The following is a 17292-nucleotide window of genomic DNA, read 5'->3' as shown; positions in this document are numbered from 1 at the left end:
CTCCGGGACAGCTGACTGGGCGTCAACTCCTCGTCCGGTACGGACGTGTCGAGGGCGGGCGGCAGTGACGAGGGGGCTCGCCGTCGCCGACGAGGCGCCGCCACTCCCCCGCCGTCCATCGGCTGATGCCGGATCGCCACCGCCGGTCAACGTCAGCGCCGAGTCACGTCGGTATCCGCCGACTCACGTGGATGCCGCTACGGCGCCGACCTACGAGCCCAGCCGAGCAGGCCCGCCCGGGAAGCCGGTGGACGATGCCGACGACGACCACCGCCGGCGTACACGGGAGCGGCTCCTGCGCCGTCGCACGCCGTAGACAGCCACCGCGACGAGCCACGTCGGCACCGGGCGGACGCAGACGCGCCCGCCCGTTCGCGCCACCGGTGGCGCTTGCCCGCGCCGTCATGGAGAGAAGCGCTCCGGCCGGAAGTCCGCGAGCGATTCGTCCCTCTCCCCGTCGAGGATCTCGGCAGCGAGCAGCCGGCCGATCACCGGTCCGAGCGTGATGCCGCTGTGCGAGACCGCCTCGTAGTAGCCCGGCACGGACGGCACCGCTCCCACTGACGGGAAGCCGTCGGCCGGGATGGGCCGGTGGGCCACCCGGGCCTGTGCGATACGGGAGTCGGCAAGCTCCGGAACGACCTGCCGCGCCGACTCGTGGAGCAACTGGGCGAGTTCCGCCGCCTCTTCACCGGTGTCGGTCGTGTCGGTCGTGTCGATGAGTGCGTCGATCTCGCGGCTGTGGAGGACCATCGAGGCGTCTCCGTCAGGGCGCATCTCGATGTGCGGCGCGTGCATGGCCCGGCCGATCGGGACGTGCGCACAGTCGATCCGGGTGACGACGCCGGGTTCCCGGCGCATCGGCAGGTCCCGTGCGAGGAGCCCGGCGACGTGGGAGGCGCGCGGGCCCGCCGCGTTCACGACGATGTCCACGTCGAGACGGCTGCCGTCGGACAGGGCGACGGTCCGGACGCTCCCGTCGGTACCGGCCCCGATGTCACGCACCTCGGTGCCGGACTGTAACTCTCCGCCCGCTGCGACGACTTGGCCGACGAGGCGGTCGACGAGACGACGTCCGTGCACCCAGGCCTCGTCGGGGTAGAGCATGACGGGAACCTCGTCGGGCAGCGCGAGAGCGGGTTCGAGGCGGCGGCGCACCTCGGCCCCCGTGGACATCTCGACCCGGTAGCCCCAACTGCCCAGCAGCTCGGCGGTGTTCAGGAACTTCGCCTCCGCCACGGGATCGTCCGTCCAGCGCAGATGGCCGCTCGGATACCACCACGAGTCCGGCCCGATGATCCCGGCGAGCTCTCGGTGCGCTGCCAGGCCCGCGACGTTCAGGTCGAAGTAGGGCCTGCTCACGGTCTTGTTGCTGGCGTTGGCCCACGAGAAGGACCAGTTGGTGACGCCCTCGCCCGGCCGACCGGCGTCGACGAGGACCACTTCGGCACCGCGCCGGGCCAGGTTCCAGCCCACGCAGGCTCCGAGGATGCCCACTCCGACGACAGCGACACGGCGGGGCCGCTTACCTGACCCGTTCCTCACGAACGCCCCCTTCCCGGATCACGGACGAACTCAACTCCCGTTCCCAGCATGCAAGATGCGCACCGGTGAGCACCACGAACGGGCCGGAAAAGGGCTCCGCGCTCGACGGCCGAGTGGTGGATACGGCAGAAGCGGCGGAAGGGTGCCGAGTGCATGCCGGTACGGTGCCGCATACGTGCCGGTATCGATACCTTCCACGCCTACTGGCGATCACCCGGGCCCGGCACAATCGCCCGTGTGACGATCACCAAGGGCGCACCGCCGCCCACGCGCAACACTCCTGTCGCCCTCGCCCGAGGGGTTCTGACGGGCGGTGTGATCGGCGCGTCGTCGGCCGCTTTCGTCGTCGGCTGCGTCATCGAGAGCGTGCCGCTGTGCGTCACGGGCGTGGGCCTGCCCGCGGTCTACGGCCTGCTCTTCTTCCTCGCCGGTGTGCCAAGACGTGCCCGCCAGGCGGCGATCCCGCCCCTTACGGCTATCGCGCGGATCGAGAGCCTGGAGGCCGTCGGGGGCGAGGCGACGAGCGACGTGGCGGTCCGCTTCGACGTCACGGTCGCCCCGGACGACGACATACCGGCGTACCGCGTCCAGTTCACGCAGCACATCAACCTCGCCGACCTGCCCGACTACCGCCCCGGCGGCGTCGTGGTGGTCCAGTACCCGCCGGACCGGCTGCGGCGGGTGCGGATCGTGAAGCGGCCGACACCGGAGTGGGAGGAGCGGGCGGCCGGTGCCCGTCTCGACCCGGCGCCGGGACCGGCCGTCGTGAGCGAACCGTCCGCGGGCTGTGCCGTGGGCCTCGTCACGCTGCTCGCGCTCCTGCTCGCCGCGGCCGGTGTGATCCTGGTGTTCCGCGCCGACCTGTTCGACAAGGACAACTCCGTGCAGCCGCCCTCCTACGCCGAGCCCTCCGTCTCCTCCACCTCCTCCACATCGTCGACCACGGTCGTGTCGTCGGCGTCCGGCACGGTCACTCTCGGCACCGGCCAGTCCTTCCTCGACAAGGGCGAACTACGCCGTGCCATCGACTCGTTGACCAAGGGCAAGAGCAAGGACACCGGCCAAGCGCTCACCGTCGTCGTCCAAGAACGCCTGCTGTCGGTCGTGTTCGCCCCCACCGGTTCGCAAGCCCCGGACTTCGACCCGGGTTCCGTCCCGTACGAGCGTTTCCCCGCGCTGGTCGAGGAGGCCAGGTCCTCCCTCGGCATCCGTTCCCCGCAGACCTGGCAGATCACCACCGACCGCCTCACCGGCACCGTCACCATCCGCGTCGGCGTGACCGGCTCCGACGGCACGGCCTCGCTGGAGGCGAACGGCGAGGGCGAGGTGGTACGGCGCACCCCGGCCCGCTGACAGCACCGCTCCGGACCGGCATCGGCGTACTCGGCAGGTGCCCCATCGCAAATAGGAGAAAGAGACATGAGCTGGCACGAGTACCTGGTGCTGTGGTGCGCGGTGTTCGGCACGTGGGCGCTGCTCGGCTACGGCCTGTCGCTGGCCGGGGTGACTCGGGCCCAGCGCGCGGTCCGGGTGATGGGCCGGATCGAGCGGGTACGGGAACCCCGGCACGGAAGCTCCCAGCAGGACGGGATACCCGTGGTCGTCTCCTTCCAGGACCCGTCCACCGGGCAGGAGTTGACCGTGACGAACGACGCCGGTCACGGCGACCGGATCACCGCGGCCTGGACGGGCCGCGAGATCGGCATCCGCTACCGGCGCGGCAGACCGCACGCCTACCGCTTCACCACCGACCTCTCGGCGAACCGGCACGGTCGCGCCTGGCCCGACTTCGCGGTCTTCCTCCTCTACGTCGGTCTGGTGGTCCTCGCCGCGGTCGACTGGGGTTGGCCCTGGGCCCTGCTCGGCTTCGGCGTGCCCTGGACCGCCTCCGTCACCTTCTACCTGCCCCAGAGCGCACGCGAGGCAAGCCGCCGTATCGACGCGTTGGCCTCCCGGCCCCCCGTCCAGGGCCGTGTCGTCGCCGTCCTCACGGACACCAGCACCGACAACGAGGGCTCCACCTCCACCGGCCACACGCCGGTCATCACCTTCACCACCCACGAGGGCGCAGCCGTCACCGCCTACTGCCCCGACGGACTGCCGGACCCGACGAATTCATTCGGCCGCGACATCACGGTCCACTACACGCCCGAGAACCCGGCCCTCTTCACCCTGGACCTCGCGTCGGAACACCGTTCCCGCACATCGGAGATCGTCTTCAGCGTCCTAGCCCTTGTCATCGGGGCAACGACGGTCGCCGTGGGGGCAGTTGCTGTCGCACTGTGAGGCCCGGCAGGTGGCGCGTGCCCCCTCCCAACCGCCGCCCGCTATACGGCGCTCCGGCCCCCGCTGAACCGCGACAGCGACCGCCGCAGTTCCTGCTTCCGCCGCGTGACCGCCGCCGACCGCAACCCCTCCGCGTCCTCCCTCAACTCCCGTTCCAGGGCGCGCGTTTCGTCCACGCGTCCCAGCGGCAGGAGTACGTCCGCCAGCCGCAGCCGGGTCAGTGCGGCGCCCCGCCGGTCATCCGGGGCGCGGGCGGCCAGCGCGTACTCGAAGGCGGGTACCGCCTCCGCGGGCTCGCGGAGCGCCATCAGCGCCTCGCCCCTCTGGAACTCGAAGTCGGCACGCGCGTAGGACTCGAACGGGTGCCGCCCCGACTCCTCCGGGCCTACGCCGCCCTCGGCCTCGGAGAGTGCGCGCAACGCGTCCTCGCGCTCGCCGCGACTCGCGGCCGTGACCGCCAACTGGGCCTGGGCGAAGGCCCGTACCGCACGAGGTGCGTCACGCGCGGTGCTGACAGCGGCGCGGGCGATCTCGTCGGCGATCCGCAGATGTCCCAGGCCATGCGCCTGGACGCTCAGGGTCCGCAGGGCGATCACGGTCAACTCCCGGTTCCCGGCGGTCACCGCCAGTTCCCGTGCCGCCAGATAGCAGCGCTGGGCCTCACCGTTGCGCAGGTCGTCCGCGTACATACGGCCCAGGACGAGAGCGAGTTGTGACGCCTCGGCATGCCGCTCGCGCCGTAACTCGCTCCGCGCTCCGCGCAGTTGACCGGCGACCGCCTCGGCCAGGTAGGTGCGCAGGGTGCCGCGGGCGAAGCCGCCGCCCTGCGCCTGAAGGATCCGGGTGAAGAACAACGCCGCCGAGTTCCTTGTGCCCGGTACCCTCGCCGCCCCGACCACCACCACCGCCGCCGCCGTACTCGACGCGCGGCTCGCGGGGCGGGGCCGCGCGGGCCGGTAGGTGATCGGGCCGGACAACTCGTGCAGCAGAGCGACAAGGTCATTGGCGTCCGGAGGTGCCAACTGCGCTGGGACAACCGGATCTTGGCCCGCGAAACCCGCCTCCTCGGCCGTGACGACCCGACCGCAGCGCCGACTGAGTGCCTCGCAGGCCAGCGGCTGCACCCGTGGCATGGGGTGGCTGCCCGTCAGCCAGTGGGCCACCGTGGTCCGGTCGTACCGCAGGACCGTCCCCGTCTCGGCCGCCACGGCGTTCACCGCCCGCGCCAGGCCGCCCTGGGTCCACTCCGTCTCCTCGATCAGCGCGCGCAGCCGGACATTGGGAATGCGCGTTCGCGCCATCCGCGTCTCCTGTCGGGCGAGCCGGGTCGTCCGTCCGCGTTCCGGTATCACATCACCCCTGGTGGGGCGCATGGTCCAGCGCACGGACGCATCGACCGAAGAACGGGACGACCCGTTCGGCGGTAAGGCGCCGCGCCTCGGCCCGCCCAAAAGATATCGATCATTATCCTTTCCTCGATTCCCGGCCCACTATTTCCAGCTCATCGAGAGGCGTGACCACGGTGATTGATCCGTTCGACATGTGCTACGCCGAACCCGCCCGCTCAGGCGGGCCGGAAAGCCAGCACCGCGTTCTGTCCGCCGAAGCCGAACGAGTCACTGAGCGCCAGGGAGACCTTGCCGTTTCTGGCCGTGTCGCTCACCAAGTCCAACTCGGCCTCGTCGAGCGGGCGTTGGAGGTTGGCGATGGGTGGCGTGATCTCGTGGAACACGGTCAGGGCGGTGAGTGCGGCCTCGATCGCTCCGGCGGCGCCCATCGGGTGGCCGGTGACGCCTTTCGTCCCGGTCACGGACGGGCGGCCGGTCAACAGCCGTTCGATCAGGGCTCCTTCGACCCGGTCGTTCAACTGGGTGCTGGTTCCATGGGCGTTGACATGGTCGACGTCTGCGGGTGACGCGTCGGCGTCCGACAGCGCACGCCGCAGCGCGAGTTCGGCGCCCGCTCCCCGCGGGTGGGGTGCCGTCTGGTGGTGGGCGTCGGCGGACGCGCCGTGGCCCGCGAGGGTGGCGTAGCGACGGACGCGGCGGGCGGTGGCGTCGGGGGTGCGTTCGAGGACGAGGACGCCCGCGCCTTCGGCCAGGACGAATCCGTCGCGGTCCGTGTCGAAGGGGCGGGAGGCCGCCGCCGGGTCCTCGGCCCGTCGGGAGAGGGCTCCCATGCGGGCGAAGGCGGCGGCACAGAACCGGGTCACCATGGCGTCGGCGCCGCCGGCCAGCGCGATGTCGCAGGCGTCCGAGCGGAGCAGGTCCACGGCGATGCCGATCGCCGTGGCACCCGAGGCGCAGGCCGTGCTTGTGTGCATGTTCGGCCCGCGGATATGCAGGTCGACGGCTATGTGGCCGGCCGCCATGTTGGGCAGAAACATAGGCAGCGTGAGCGGGGACACCAGGCTTGGCCCCCGTTCCCGTAACCGGTCCTGCTGGGCTTCGAGGGTGGCGATACCGCCGGCGGCCGAGCCCATGACCACGGCGACCCGGTCGCCGTCCCACGTCTCCGGCGCAAGACCGGCGTCGGCGACCGCCTCCCGCGCCGCCGCGAGGGCGAGAAGCGTGTAGCGGTCGACGCGCCAGTGCTGGACTCCCGGCACCAGGGCGGCCGGGTCGAAGTCGGGGACACGGCAGGAGAAACCGCTGGGCAGGCCTTCCAGTTCCGGGTCGTCCGTGGCCGTGGGGCGGCCCGAGCAGACGCGTTCCCAGGTCCGTTCGCGCCCGATGCCCGCCGGAGTGACCAGACCGATCCCGGTCACCGCCACTTCCGGCCTGCCGCCGACGGCTGTCACGACGACTCCGCCTTCAGCTTTTCGACGAGGTCGACGGTCTCCCGCACGGTGAGGGTGCCCACCGCCTCGGAGTCCTCCAGCGGTACCGCCCACTCCTCCTGGAGGGTCAGGAACAGCTCCATCACGGCGAGGGAGTCGAGGCCGAGGTCGTCGTAGGAGATGTCCGGTCGGACCATGTTGGCGGGCACCTCGAACTTGCCGCTCAGTGTGGTCACGAGGTGGTCGTAGACGGCAGACATGAATCGCTCTCCTTGTGTGTGGGGCGGGGTCGGGGTGTGTGCCGTACGGGTTTCGCCTCGGGCCACGTCATGGCAATGGAGCCCCAGGTCAGGCCGCCGCCGAAGGCGGTGAGCAGGGTGCGGGCGCCCGGTGGCACCGCGCCGCGGGCGGCGGTGTCGGCGAGGGCGAGGGGAAGGGAGGCCGCCGCGGTGTTGCCGACCTCGCGCAGGTTTCCGTGACAGCGGGCCGGCGGGATGCCCAGCCGGTCGGCCACGGAGTCGAGGATGCGCTGGTTCGCCTGGTGCGCGACGAAGGCGGCGACGGAGTCGGTGGACCAGCCGGCCCGGTCGAGGACCGTGCGCGAGGAGGCGGCCATCTGCCGTACGGCTCGGGCGTACACCTCCCGACCGCGCATGCGGAAGTAGCGTTCCTGGCGCGGCAGTTCGTCGGTGTACGGCGAACTCGAGCCGCCCGCGGGGATCGTGATGAGGTCGCTGCCCGTGCCGTCGCTGCCGAGGTCGAAGTCGACCAGGGCTCCGGGGTCACCTCGGCGCCCTCGCGTCAGGTACGCGGCGCCCGCGCCGTCGCCGAAGATGACGGCGGTCTCCCGGTCGCGCGGGTCCACGATCGTCGAGTACGTCTCGGCCGCGACGAGCAGCACGCTGTCATACACGCCCGCCGTCAGCACCGCCGAGGCGACGGCGGCCGCGTAGACGAAGCCCGAGCAGACGGCCGCGAGGTCGAACGCCGGAGTGCCGGTCATGCCGAGGCGTGCGGCCAACTCCGGTGCTGTGGCCGGGCATCGGCGGTCGGGAGTGGTGGTCGCGAGAATCAGCAGACCGGCGTCGTGCGCGCCGGCCGACTCCAGTGCGCCGCGCCCGGCCGCCTCCGCCAGATCGCCGGTCGCGGTGCCCGGGCGGACGCGATGGCGGCTGTGGATTCCGGTACGGCCCCGGATCCATGCGTCCGAGGTGTCCAGGCCTTCGCGTACCAGTTGTTCGTTGGTGATCCGGTCGGGTGGCAGGGCGGCCCCCAGGCCGGTGATCACCGCGGCGGCGGTCACGCTGTCGGCCCGGCGCTCGCGAACAGGGCCGCCACGACGTCCTGTTCGGCCATCGGAGCCCTCAACCGCGCGTCCGGCGGCGCGCATCCGTCTAGGAGGACGGCGAGATGAGCGTGTACGGCGTCCAGGGCCCGGTCGCGTTCCCGGTGGACACGGAGGGCCTCCGAGGAGGTGAGTGATCCGTTCTCCAGGTGCCAACTCAGCGTCTGTTCCAGCGACTTCATGGCGTAGAGGGTGTGGAGGGCGTGCAGCGCCGGGAGGTGGGGTGCCTGTCCGGTGTCGTCGGGGGTGGACCCGGCCTCGGCGACCGCCGCCGCGAACGCCTCCAGCAGCAGGCGCTGTTGGTGCGCGTCGGCGAGTGTGACGAGGTCCGGGAGCAGGGGGTTCCAGGTCTCGAAGGCGGTCTTCTCCTCCACGGGGACGCCTTCGAGACGGCCGCGCAGCTCGGCGAGGAGGCCGCGTTCCCGGAGGAGCGCCAGCGCCAACGACCCACCAGGGGACACCAGATCGCCCACCGCCGTCGGGACCGGGACGGTGTGCGTGAGGTCCTCGACGAGCTGCTTTCCCGCGTCCAGCAGGATGAGGAGGTTGTCGCCCGCGGCGGCCTGGTACACCTGCGCCAGGCCCTCGTACTCAAGGAGCCGGTTCACGGTCAACAGGCCCTGGGCGCCCGCGCGTTCGCGGCAGACACCGGCCGCGTTCTGGAGGATGCGGGTCGCGGCGACCTTGGTCAGGGCCTGTTCGCGGCTGACCGAGGCCCAGGGTGCCCACACCGGGCGGTGCGCCGCGGAGAGGTCCGTGGGGGCGCTGCGCTGCCGTAGGTACTGTGCCTTGATCCGGGTGACGAGGAAGCTGCACGCGTACACCTCGGCGAGGACGCCGTAGAGGGCGTCTTGTTGGGTGCGGTAGTTCAGGACGGGGAGGTCGGTGCGCAACCGGCCCATGGTCAGGCGGTGTTGGCTGTGGCGGATGCCGATGGTGACGGCGGCGCGGGCCGCCGCGGTGAGGGCGGCCGCGGCGCCGGTGGAGGCGTTGGAGGAGACCGAGAGGGAGCGCATCAGGCGTCGGTCCGGGTCGCCGAGGGGGTCGGAGAACTCGCCGTCGGGCGCGATGGAGGCGTCGTCGCGGAGCCAACCGTCGTAGGGGACACGGGTGTTGTCGAAGGTGACGAGGGCGTAGTTCAGCGGGACCGAGGTGGTCTCGGGGAGTTCGGTGATGTGGATGCCGTCCGTGATCCGGTCGGCGTCGCGGATGCGGACCGCGAAGGGGAACACCCCGTGCTCCTGGCCGGCGAGGAGGAGGCGGGCGTAGACGATGGCCAGGTGGGCGCGGCCCGTGCCGGCGACGTGGGACATGAACTTGGCCGCGGCGGGGTCGGGCGTCCGTAAGGTGAACTCCCTTGTGGCGGGGTCGAATCGGGCCTCGGTGCGGGTGGCGAGGTGGCTGTTGCCGCGGCCGACCTCGGTGATCATGATGGAGCCGAAGGTCTCGTGCCGGTCGACCTCGTCGATCAGCGGGTCCAAGTAGGGGCCGGGCCTGCCGAGTTCGGTCATGGCCGCGACGCACACCGCGTACTGCACGGTGCCGGCGAGGAAGAGGGGTGGGTCGACGGTGGCGGACCATTCCAGTACGGCGAGGAGCCGGGCTGGGTCGTACTGGAGCGCGTTCGCTCCGCCCACCCACTCCCCCAGAGCGCGCATCCGGTCGTAGGTCCGGGCGTGGCGTTCGGGGCCGCAGGGCGGTGCGGACCGTTTGAACGGCGGGGTGTCGAGCAGGCCGTCCAGGGCGTCGACGTCCGGTCGGGTGTCGCCGTGCAGGAGTCGCCGGAGCGGGTGCGCGGCCTCGGTGGCCGCCTGGTCGGCGGTCATGCGGCGGGGGCGGCGCGCAGCAGGGTGCGCCGGGCCTGGCCGTCCTCGATGGCGAAGACGAGGGCGGGCCGGAAGGCGTGCAGGTCGATACGGACCCGGCTGCAGTCCTGGCCGGCCTGTCGCACCCGCACCTCGGCGCTCAGGGGGATCTTGTCGTCCTCGGCCGGACCGGTGCGGGTGAACGTGCCCGTGAGGAGGGTGGGCAGCGGGAACACGAACCGGCTGAACTCGAAAGCGCTGGCGTGCATCACGGCGTAGTAGGGGGGACGACCGGCGGGTGGGAGCCAGATCTCCGACACCGCCCAGGTGACGAGCTGGATCGACGCCTCGATGAGGAGCATGCCGGGTACGTGCTGCTGGTCGGCGGTGTGGTCCCTGAGCATCTCGGTGTCGTTGACGACGGCCAACTGCGCCTGGAACGCGTCGCCTTCGACATGTGCGTCGCCGATGAGGACGTTGTCGCGGCTGTGCTTGAGGACGCTGTGCCGGGGCACGGCGTTCGGCGGCCGGCCCTCGGGGAGTACGGCCGCGCCGTAGGCCTTGAGCAGTTCGGAGGTCAGGTCGCTCCACTCGGTGTCGTCGACCCCGAGTCCGGGCCGGATGCGCAACGGACGTTCCTGGTCGGGGGGTTGGCTACGCAGGCGGTCGCGGAGTTGGGCCGCCGTGGTGAAGTCCGGCTGGACACTGGCGTGTTGGAAGGACTCGCCCACCACCCACTGATGGAGGGCCGCGGCGTCCTGGTGGAGGGACTCGTCGTCGTTCGTCTCCGGGCTGTGCGTCTGATCCGTCATCTGTCGCTCCTGCTCTGGCGGTTGGGGCTGTGTGGGACGGGGCGCATACGTGGTTCAGGCCGCGAAGGGCGAGGCCGGCTTGGGGATGCCGGCGAGGCCACCGTCCGGGACGGACACCCCGCCGTCGCAGACCAGGGCGTGTCCGGTGACGGACGAGGCCGCGGGCGCGGCCAGGAAGAGCGCGGCGGCGGCGACTTCCGTGGACGTCAGCCACCTGCCTTGCGGTACATGGCTCATGAGCCAGTCCGAGAGGGGTGCGTGCTGTTGCATCGGCTCGGTCATGTCGGTGCGCACCCAGCCGGGGCACAGGGCGTTGACCCGGATGCCCTGCCGGGCCCAGCCGACGGACAGCGAGCGCATCAGGGAGAGTTGGGCGGCCTTGGTGACGGCGTAGGCCTCCATCGCCGGTGTGGCGATGAGTCCGGCCACGGACGACACCAGGACGACGGCCGCCTTCGGGGAGGCGGCCAGGTGAGGGTGGGCGGCGCGGCACAGGTCGACGGTGGCTCCGATGTTGACGGCGAGCAGCGGGTCCCACTCGGCGGAGCCGCTCTCGGCGAAGGGGACGAGATATGACGTACCGGTGTCGTCGGCCGGGAAGACACTCGCGTTGTGGATGAGGATGTCGAGTCCGCCCAGTCCGGCGGCCGCCTCGTCGACGAGGCGGGCGGCCGTCCCGGAGTCGGCGAGGTCACCGCACGTGATCACGGTCTGGCGCCCGAGCTTGCGCACCTCCTGCTCGGCGTCGTGCAACGCCTCGCCGCTACGGGCCGCCAGCGCGACATCCGCCCCGGCCTCCGCGCAGGCGACCGCGATGGCACGGCCGATACCGCGCGAGGCACCGGTCACCAGGACGCGGGCGCCGTCGAGACGGAAGAGGGAGGCGAGGGCACCGAGAGCTGCGGGGTCGGCGGAGTCGGCGACGGCGGACGAGAGGGGCTCGGTCACAACTGGGCTCCTTCGGTGCGGGGGTTCGCGGTGCGAGGGTTCGCGGTGCGAGGGGCTTCGGTACGAGGGAGTTCGGTGCCGGGGAGTTCGGTGCGAGGCACTTCGGTGCGAGGCGCTGCGGTTCGGGGTGCGGGGACCGCGCCGTGCCGCTGCGCCCTGGTCCAGGTGAGGACCGTGCTCCCCCAGGTCAGACCGGCGCCGAACGCGGTGACGAGCACGCGACTACCGACGCGCAGGCGTCCGTCCCGGTCCGCGCTCGCCAGGGCGTACGGGATGGAGGCCGCGCCGATGTTGCCGACCTCGTGCCCGACGATCACCACCCGGTCCGCGGGCACTCCGGCGTCGGCCGCGGCACGCCGTAGGAGGAGGGGGTTGGGCTGGTGGGAGATCAGCAGGTCGACGTCCGCCAGGCGCAGGCCGTTGCGGTCCAGGGCGTCGCCGAGGACCTCGGGGAAGATCCGCAGGATGAAGTCCCGTACGGCCTTTCCGTCCATGTGGACCTTGTGCCGCCGGTCGGCGAGGGTCTGCGGGGAGGCGGGCAGTCGGCTGCCGCCGGCCGGGATGAGGACGTCGCCCGCCGCGGTGCCGTCCGACCCCAGCCGGATCGAGGCGAACCCCGTCCCTCCCGGAACGGGCCCGAGGATCGTCGCCGCCGCGCCGTCGGCGAACAGCACCGCCGTGGCCCGGTCGGCCGGGTCGACGAACCGGGAGTAGACCTCGACGCCGACCACGGCGGCATAGCGTTCGCCGGTACCGGCGCGCAGCCAGTCATGGGCGACACGGGCGGCGAACAGCCAGCCGGAGCAGGCCGCCGCCACGTCGAAGGCGACCGCCTGGTCCGCGCCCACGAGGGCCTGGACCCGGCACGCGGTCGACGGTCCCAACTCGTCGGGGGTGGAGGTGGCGAGGACGAGGAGACCGAGCGCGGACGCCGGGAGACCGGCGGCGATGAGCGCCTTCCGCACGGCTTCGGCGGCGAGATCGGAGGCGGCCTGCTCGGGCTCCGCGACGTGTCGGCGCAGTACGCCGGTGCGCTGGACGATCCAGTCGGGGTCGACGCCGGCCGCCTCGGCGACCTCGTCGTTGGTCAGGATGCGCTCGGGTAAGCACGTGCCGGTGGCGAGGACGCCGATGCTCGGCGCTGGGGACACCGTGTACCTCCAAATGGCGGGCGGGGCTCGCGAGTTCGCCGGTTTCCGTACGAACGGCCGGCTTCCGCCAGATTGCCCGCCGGACACGATGTCCAGCAGGGCGCGAAGGAAGGCGTCGAAGCACTCGCCGAATTCGGTTTACACCCCCTGCGATTCCGAACACTCCAATTCACGCTGATCCACGCCGATCCACGCCGATTCACCACGGGATGCCGGACAGGACACGGGAATGTTGAGCGTGTTGAATCCGGCTTTCACCGAAATCGACATCGGGACAGAATTCACCGTTACGGCTGTCCGAACGTGCGGGGCCCGCACGGGCAAAGCCTCAGGCATTCACAAAGGCATGCGGCTCGGGCGAGGCGGCCGACGGAATTCCGGCCATGGACGCGGGTGTGCTTCAGCGGCGGCGCAGGCGTTTGTCGGTGATCGGCGGGGTGGGGTCGATGTAGAAGTCGCCGGGATTCTCGTCGACGCCGGGCGGGACGATCTCGTCGATGCGGTCGAGGATGTCGTCGCCGAGTTCCACGTCGGCCGAGGCGAGCAGGTCGGTCAGTTGTTCCGGGCGGCGCGGGCCGATGAGTACCGCGGTGACCGCCGGATGGGTGCGGACGAAAGCGGTGGCCAGATGCGGCAGCGGCAGGCCGGCCTCGGTGGCCAGAGCGGTCAGTTCGCGCACGGCGTCGGCCTTGGCCCGGACGCCCGGCTGGGTGAGGTCGAACATCTTCGCCCCCGCGCCGGCGCTGCGGTGTCCGGCGGTGGGATCCGAACGGCCCGAGAGCCAGCCGGAGTTGAGCGGGCCGAAGGTCAGCACGCCCATGCCGTAGCGCTGGGCGGTGGGCAGCACCCGGCTCTCCACACCGCGGGTGAGGATCGAGTAGGGCGGCTGCTCGGTGCGGAACCTGTGGTGGCCGCGCCGCTCGGCCGTCCACTGGGCCTCGACGATCTCCTCGGGGGAGAAGAACGAGCCGCCGACAGCACGGATCTTCCCGGCCCGGACCAGGTCCGACAGGGCGCCGAGGGTCTCGTCGATGTCGGTGTGCGGGTCCGGGCGGTGCATCTGGTAGAGGTCGATGTGGTCGGTGTCCAGCCGGCGCAGGCTGTCCTCCACCGCGCGCCGGATCCAGCGGGCCGAGCCGCCGCCCCGATTGGGGTCCTCCCCCATCGCCAGCCCGAATTTGGTGGCCAGGACGATGTCGTCGCGGCGGCCCTTCAGCGCCTTGCCGACGATCACCTCCGACTCGCCGCCGGAGTACACGTCGGCGGTGTCGACGAGGTTGATCCCGGCGTCCAGTGCCGTGTGGATCATGCGGACCGACTCGTCGTGGTCGGTGTTGCCCATCGCGCCGAACATCATCGTGCCGAGTGCGTACTCACTCACCGACATGCCGGTGCCGCCGAGAATCCTGCGCTTCATGAGAGGTACCTCCAGGTGCGGGCTTACATGCCTTCCACCAGACGAGCACCGCTCGCGGCCGGGGTGGGAGACCCGCTCCGACCGGGGGTCCAGCAGACCCCCTCTGGAGCGGCTGCTCCCCAGGTCACCGGTCTACGGTGGAGACATGGCCCAGGAACCGAACAGCGAGTTGCGGGACTTTCTCCGCTCGCGCCGCGCGAAGATCACCCCGGAGGAGGCGGGCCTGCCACCCCAGCCCGGCACCCGCCGCGTTCCGGGCCTACGGCGTGAGGAGGTCGCCCAGCTCGCAGGCGTCAGCGTCGACTACTACGTCCGCCTGGAGCGTGGCCGCCACCTCAACGTCTCCGCGTCCGTCCTGGACGCGATCGCCCGCGCCCTGCGCCTCGACGACCTGGAGCGCGCCCACCTGTTCCGAGTCGCCAGACCGACCCGCACGCGTCCCCGCCCGCTGCCCCCGCAGCGTGTCCGCCCCGGTCTGCGCCTGCTCCTCGACAGCCTCACCGACGTCCCCGCCCTCGTCTACGGCCGCCGCATGGACGTCCTGGCCGCCAACGACCTCGCCCGCGCCCTGTACACGGACTTCGAGGCGCTACCCGTCCGCAGCCGCAACATGGCCCGCCTGGTCTTCCTCGACGACCACTTCCGCACTCTGTACGCCGACTGGGAAGGCTCCGCCCGCGGCATCGTCGCCTCACTCCGCCTGTACGCGGGACGTCACCCGCACGACCCCGCCCTGGCCGAGCTCGTCGGCGAACTCTCCGTCCAGGACGCGGACTTCCGCCACTGGTGGGCCGACCACGACGTGTTCCAGCGCACCCACGGCACCAAGCGCTACCACCATCCCGTCGTCGGCGAACTCGTCCTGGGCTACGAGGCCTTCTCCCCCGCCGACGACCCCGAGCAGACCCTGGGCGTCTCCACCGCCGAACCGGGCTCCCCCTCCGCGGACCGCCTGAAGCTGCTCGCCAGCTGGTCCCGGCCCCCACAGCACCCGCCACCAGCCATACGACCGGACACCCCACGCCCCTGAAACCGCTTGCCTGGTGCGGCGGGCGATCAGCAGGGTCAGCGCGGTGCGGACGCGTCCGGGGCGGGCGACGCGGGCCAGGTTCCGTGGCCCGTGTTTTCCCAGGCTTACCCGCGCCGCGCGCCGACTTCAGAAGCCGGCCGCACGAGCCGTCGAATACACCTCCGCGGCCACGTCCTTCAGTTCCTGCGCGTCCCGCGCGGCCCACGAGAGGTCGACCAGGAACTCGTCGAGGCCGATCTCGGCGTAGGCCATCAGATCGGTGACGATCTGTTCGACGTCGCCCTGGAAGGGCCGGCGGTCCGGGCCTTCGTACCGCTTGGCGGTGTAGTCCGGGTTCACTCGTACGACCGTCCGCAGCGGCCGGGTGCGGCCCCGCTCGGCGGCGAGGTCCTGCAACTGGCGTCGGCTCTCGGCCACTTGGGCGGGGCCGTCGGCGTACGGCAGCCAGCCGTCGGCGTGGTCGACGAGCCGGCGCATGGCCCGTGGGGTGTTGGCCGGTACCAGGATCGGGATCGGCCGGGCCGGCTTCGGGCCGACCACGGCCGAGGTGATCCTCGTGATCCGGCCGTCCTCGTAGACCACCGGGTCCGGTCCCCACACCGCCCGGCACACCTCGAACACCTCGTCCATGACCTTGCCGCGCTCCTCGAACGGGCGGACCCCGGCGGCCGCGTACTCGTCGAGGGACCAGCCGCTGCCGAGGCCCGCGACCACCCGGCCGCCGCTCGCCGCGTCCAACGTGGCCAGGAACTTGGCGAGTTGGAAGGGGATGTGCAGCGGGGCGACCAGCACGGCGGTGCCCAGTTCGACCCGTTCGGTGGCCGCCGCCGCGAGGGTCAGCGTGACCAGCGGCTCGGCCACACCCCGGTACGCGTCGGGCCAGGGCAGGCCGGGGACGCCGTACAACGGCTGGGTCTGGGGTTCCGGGAACAGGGCGCGCTCGTACACCCAGACGCTGTCGTATCCGATGCCCTCGGCGGCGCGTGCCACGTCGGGCACGTCCTGGCCGAGGTCGTACTGCCGATTCTGCGGGAGACCGATTCCGAGCCGGGTGGTCATGCCGGTGTACTCCTCTGTGGTTGGTCGCGCCATCAAGTCGGCGTTGCCTTGGTGGGGTTGGGCAGTCTGCGGACGGGGAGGTCGCCCACGCGGTCGAACTCGCCCCGCAGGACTGCCTGTTCGCGGTCGTCATTCGCGGTCGTCAGCGGGTGGACAGCGCGCGCAGCATGTCGGTGCCCTCACCGCTGGCCCCGTCATGGGCGGGCGGGTGGTGCGCGGCCGGTGGCGCCCGCGCATCACCCGCCGGAGAACGCCTCAGTGCTTGTTGACCGCCGAGGCCCAGTCGAAGTTCACGCCCATGTCGGAGTACATCTTCGAGTACCCGACGAAGCAGTTGAACGTCGTGACCTTGCCGTTCTTCAGGTACCAGAAGTCGGCGGTCGGCGCGTCGACCTTGTGGCCGTTCCCCTTGACGAAGCCGCCCGTAGGCGCCTGGAGTTGCCCGTCGAACGTGCCCTGGATCGACAGCTCGATGCTGATGGTGTCGCCGTTCACGGTGATGCGCTTGAGGTCACGGTGGACGTCGGAGAAGAGGCCCTTCATGTAGGGCAGGACGCTGCCGAGCGCCTCCCCCCGGTAAGCCTGGCCGGCGACCATGTCGTTGAAGACGCCATCCTTGGTGAAGCTGTTGACGAACGTCGGGACGTCGATGTGGCTGCCCTCCGCAACGTAGTAGTCGCGCAGGACGACGGCGAGGTTCTGCCGCTCGTGCTTGGTCAGGTGGCGGTCGGTGAGCGGCAGCTTCGCCAGTTGACGGAGAGTCAGGTCCGGGACCGCCGTACCGCTCTGAGCGGCCGCCTTGTCGGGGACGGTGCTTGCGGCCTGTGACGGCATCGCGGCGATGGAAAGACCACCCAGGACAGCTACCGCGGTCGCGGCGGTGATCGACTTCCGGCTGAGCAGCTTCATGTCGTTTCCTCCAGATATGCCCGTGCGATCCGAGACCCGTCGCAACGGCTCGGCCCCTCGGGAGCTCTTAGTAAATCAAATGCTCGCTTGACTTTATGAACGGCGCCGCAACCTGTCAAGCCACTGTTTGGATTGTGTGCTCGCACAGCCTTGGAGGCGCACGACGACACCCGGGCGGCCCGCTCACGCCGGGACCGGACCCGCTC

Annotated in this window: 15 protein-coding genes; 3 read left to right on the top strand and 12 right to left on the bottom strand. The window is 71.4% G+C overall.

Going from position 1 to position 17292, the window contains the following annotated elements; all coding sequences use genetic code 11:
- Nucleotides 1-402 precede the first annotated feature (402 nt).
- Complete coding sequence (locus ACNFOC_RS22625; protein ID WP_416960924.1) at nt 403-1545, bottom strand: NAD(P)/FAD-dependent oxidoreductase; 1143 nt, start codon at nt 1543-1545, stop codon at nt 403-405.
- Nucleotides 1546-1782: 237 nt separating this feature from the next.
- On the opposite strand from ACNFOC_RS22625, the gene ACNFOC_RS22620 reads away from it, so the two are divergent.
- Nucleotides 1783-2898 (top strand): hypothetical protein, encoded by a 1116-nt coding sequence (locus ACNFOC_RS22620; protein WP_416960923.1) that lies wholly within the window; start codon nt 1783-1785, stop codon nt 2896-2898.
- A gap of 66 nt (nt 2899-2964) precedes the next feature.
- Entirely contained in the window at nt 2965-3831 is an 867-nt protein-coding gene (locus ACNFOC_RS22615; RefSeq protein ID WP_416960922.1) for a DUF3592 domain-containing protein, read from the top strand.
- A 41-nt stretch (nt 3832-3872) separates the two neighbouring features.
- Here ACNFOC_RS22615 and ACNFOC_RS22610 read toward each other — a convergent pair whose 3' ends face one another.
- From ACNFOC_RS22610 to ACNFOC_RS22570, 9 genes are all read right to left on the bottom strand, one after another.
- Nucleotides 3873-5132: an NsdA family TPR-like regulatory protein gene (locus ACNFOC_RS22610; RefSeq protein ID WP_416960921.1), complete on the bottom strand. Its 1260-nt coding sequence runs from the start codon at nt 5130-5132 to the stop codon at nt 3873-3875.
- 263 nt (nt 5133-5395) lie between these two features.
- A complete protein-coding gene (locus tag ACNFOC_RS22605) occupies nt 5396-6631 on the bottom strand; it encodes a beta-ketoacyl-[acyl-carrier-protein] synthase family protein (RefSeq protein ID WP_416960920.1) in 1236 nt (411 codons plus the stop codon).
- Nucleotides 6628-6870 (bottom strand): acyl carrier protein, encoded by a 243-nt coding sequence (locus tag ACNFOC_RS22600; protein WP_416960919.1) that lies wholly within the window; start codon nt 6868-6870, stop codon nt 6628-6630. The genes ACNFOC_RS22605 and ACNFOC_RS22600 overlap by 4 nt, the downstream gene beginning before the upstream one ends.
- Nucleotides 6843-7913, bottom strand: a complete 1071-nt coding sequence (locus ACNFOC_RS22595; protein WP_416960918.1) for a beta-ketoacyl-ACP synthase 3 — start codon at nt 7911-7913, stop codon at nt 6843-6845. The genes ACNFOC_RS22600 and ACNFOC_RS22595 overlap by 28 nt, the downstream gene beginning before the upstream one ends.
- Nucleotides 7910-9781, bottom strand: a complete 1872-nt coding sequence (locus tag ACNFOC_RS22590) for an acyl-CoA dehydrogenase family protein (protein ID WP_416960917.1) — start codon at nt 9779-9781, stop codon at nt 7910-7912. Before ACNFOC_RS22590 ends, ACNFOC_RS22595 begins: the two co-directional genes overlap by 4 nt.
- Nucleotides 9778-10572: an AfsA-related hotdog domain-containing protein gene (locus ACNFOC_RS22585; RefSeq protein WP_416960916.1), complete on the bottom strand. Its 795-nt coding sequence runs from the start codon at nt 10570-10572 to the stop codon at nt 9778-9780. The genes ACNFOC_RS22590 and ACNFOC_RS22585 overlap by 4 nt, the downstream gene beginning before the upstream one ends.
- A gap of 54 nt (nt 10573-10626) precedes the next feature.
- Nucleotides 10627-11520 (bottom strand): SDR family NAD(P)-dependent oxidoreductase, encoded by an 894-nt coding sequence (locus tag ACNFOC_RS22580; protein ID WP_416960915.1) that lies wholly within the window; start codon nt 11518-11520, stop codon nt 10627-10629.
- Complete coding sequence (locus ACNFOC_RS22575) at nt 11517-12671, bottom strand: 3-oxoacyl-ACP synthase III family protein (RefSeq protein ID WP_416960914.1); 1155 nt, start codon at nt 12669-12671, stop codon at nt 11517-11519. Before ACNFOC_RS22575 ends, ACNFOC_RS22580 begins: the two co-directional genes overlap by 4 nt.
- A 400-nt stretch (nt 12672-13071) precedes the next feature.
- Nucleotides 13072-14088: an aldo/keto reductase gene (locus ACNFOC_RS22570; protein WP_416960913.1), complete on the bottom strand. Its 1017-nt coding sequence runs from the start codon at nt 14086-14088 to the stop codon at nt 13072-13074.
- A gap of 145 nt (nt 14089-14233) precedes the next feature.
- Between ACNFOC_RS22570 and ACNFOC_RS22565 the strand changes: the two genes are divergently transcribed.
- Nucleotides 14234-15118, top strand: coding sequence for a helix-turn-helix transcriptional regulator (locus ACNFOC_RS22565; RefSeq protein WP_416960912.1), 885 nt, complete (start codon nt 14234-14236; stop codon nt 15116-15118).
- Nucleotides 15119-15244: 126 nt separating this feature from the next.
- Here the strand turns inward: ACNFOC_RS22565 and ACNFOC_RS22560 are convergent, their stop codons facing one another.
- Both ACNFOC_RS22560 and ACNFOC_RS22555 read right to left on the bottom strand, forming a co-directional pair.
- On the bottom strand, nt 15245-16177 hold the full coding sequence (locus ACNFOC_RS22560; protein WP_416960911.1) for an LLM class F420-dependent oxidoreductase: 933 nt from the start codon (nt 16175-16177) through the stop codon (nt 15245-15247).
- A gap of 255 nt (nt 16178-16432) precedes the next feature.
- Nucleotides 16433-17086 carry a nuclear transport factor 2 family protein gene (locus tag ACNFOC_RS22555; protein WP_416960910.1) on the bottom strand — a complete coding sequence of 218 codons (654 nt, stop codon included), beginning with the start codon at nt 17084-17086 and terminating at the stop codon, nt 16433-16435.
- Between the last annotated feature and the right edge of the window lie 206 nt (nt 17087-17292).

Source organism: Streptomyces colwelliae (assembly GCF_048158785.1).
GTDB lineage: Bacteria > Actinomycetota > Actinomycetes > Streptomycetales > Streptomycetaceae > Streptomyces.
This window is presented reverse-complemented; position numbering and strand designations above follow the sequence as displayed.

Excerpts from the sequence above, each read along its gene's own strand:
- ACNFOC_RS22600 (WP_416960919.1), bottom strand. The coding sequence starts at position 6,870 with ATGTCTGCCGTCTACGACCACCTCGTGACCACACTGAGCGGCAAGTTC.
- ACNFOC_RS22570 (WP_416960913.1), bottom strand. The coding sequence starts at position 14,088 with ATGAAGCGCAGGATTCTCGGCGGCACCGGCATGTCGGTGAGTGAGTAC.
- ACNFOC_RS22615 (WP_416960922.1), top strand. The coding sequence starts at position 2,965 with ATGAGCTGGCACGAGTACCTGGTGCTGTGGTGCGCGGTGTTCGGCACG.
- ACNFOC_RS22555 (WP_416960910.1), bottom strand. The coding sequence starts at position 17,086 with ATGAAGCTGCTCAGCCGGAAGTCGATCACCGCCGCGACCGCGGTAGCT.
- ACNFOC_RS22560 (WP_416960911.1), bottom strand. The coding sequence starts at position 16,177 with ATGACCACCCGGCTCGGAATCGGTCTCCCGCAGAATCGGCAGTACGAC.
- ACNFOC_RS22585 (WP_416960916.1), bottom strand. The coding sequence starts at position 10,572 with ATGACGGATCAGACGCACAGCCCGGAGACGAACGACGACGAGTCCCTC.
- ACNFOC_RS22610 (WP_416960921.1), bottom strand. The coding sequence starts at position 5,132 with ATGGCGCGAACGCGCATTCCCAATGTCCGGCTGCGCGCGCTGATCGAG.
- ACNFOC_RS22565 (WP_416960912.1), top strand. The coding sequence starts at position 14,234 with ATGGCCCAGGAACCGAACAGCGAGTTGCGGGACTTTCTCCGCTCGCGC.
- ACNFOC_RS22590 (WP_416960917.1), bottom strand. The coding sequence starts at position 9,781 with ATGACCGCCGACCAGGCGGCCACCGAGGCCGCGCACCCGCTCCGGCGA.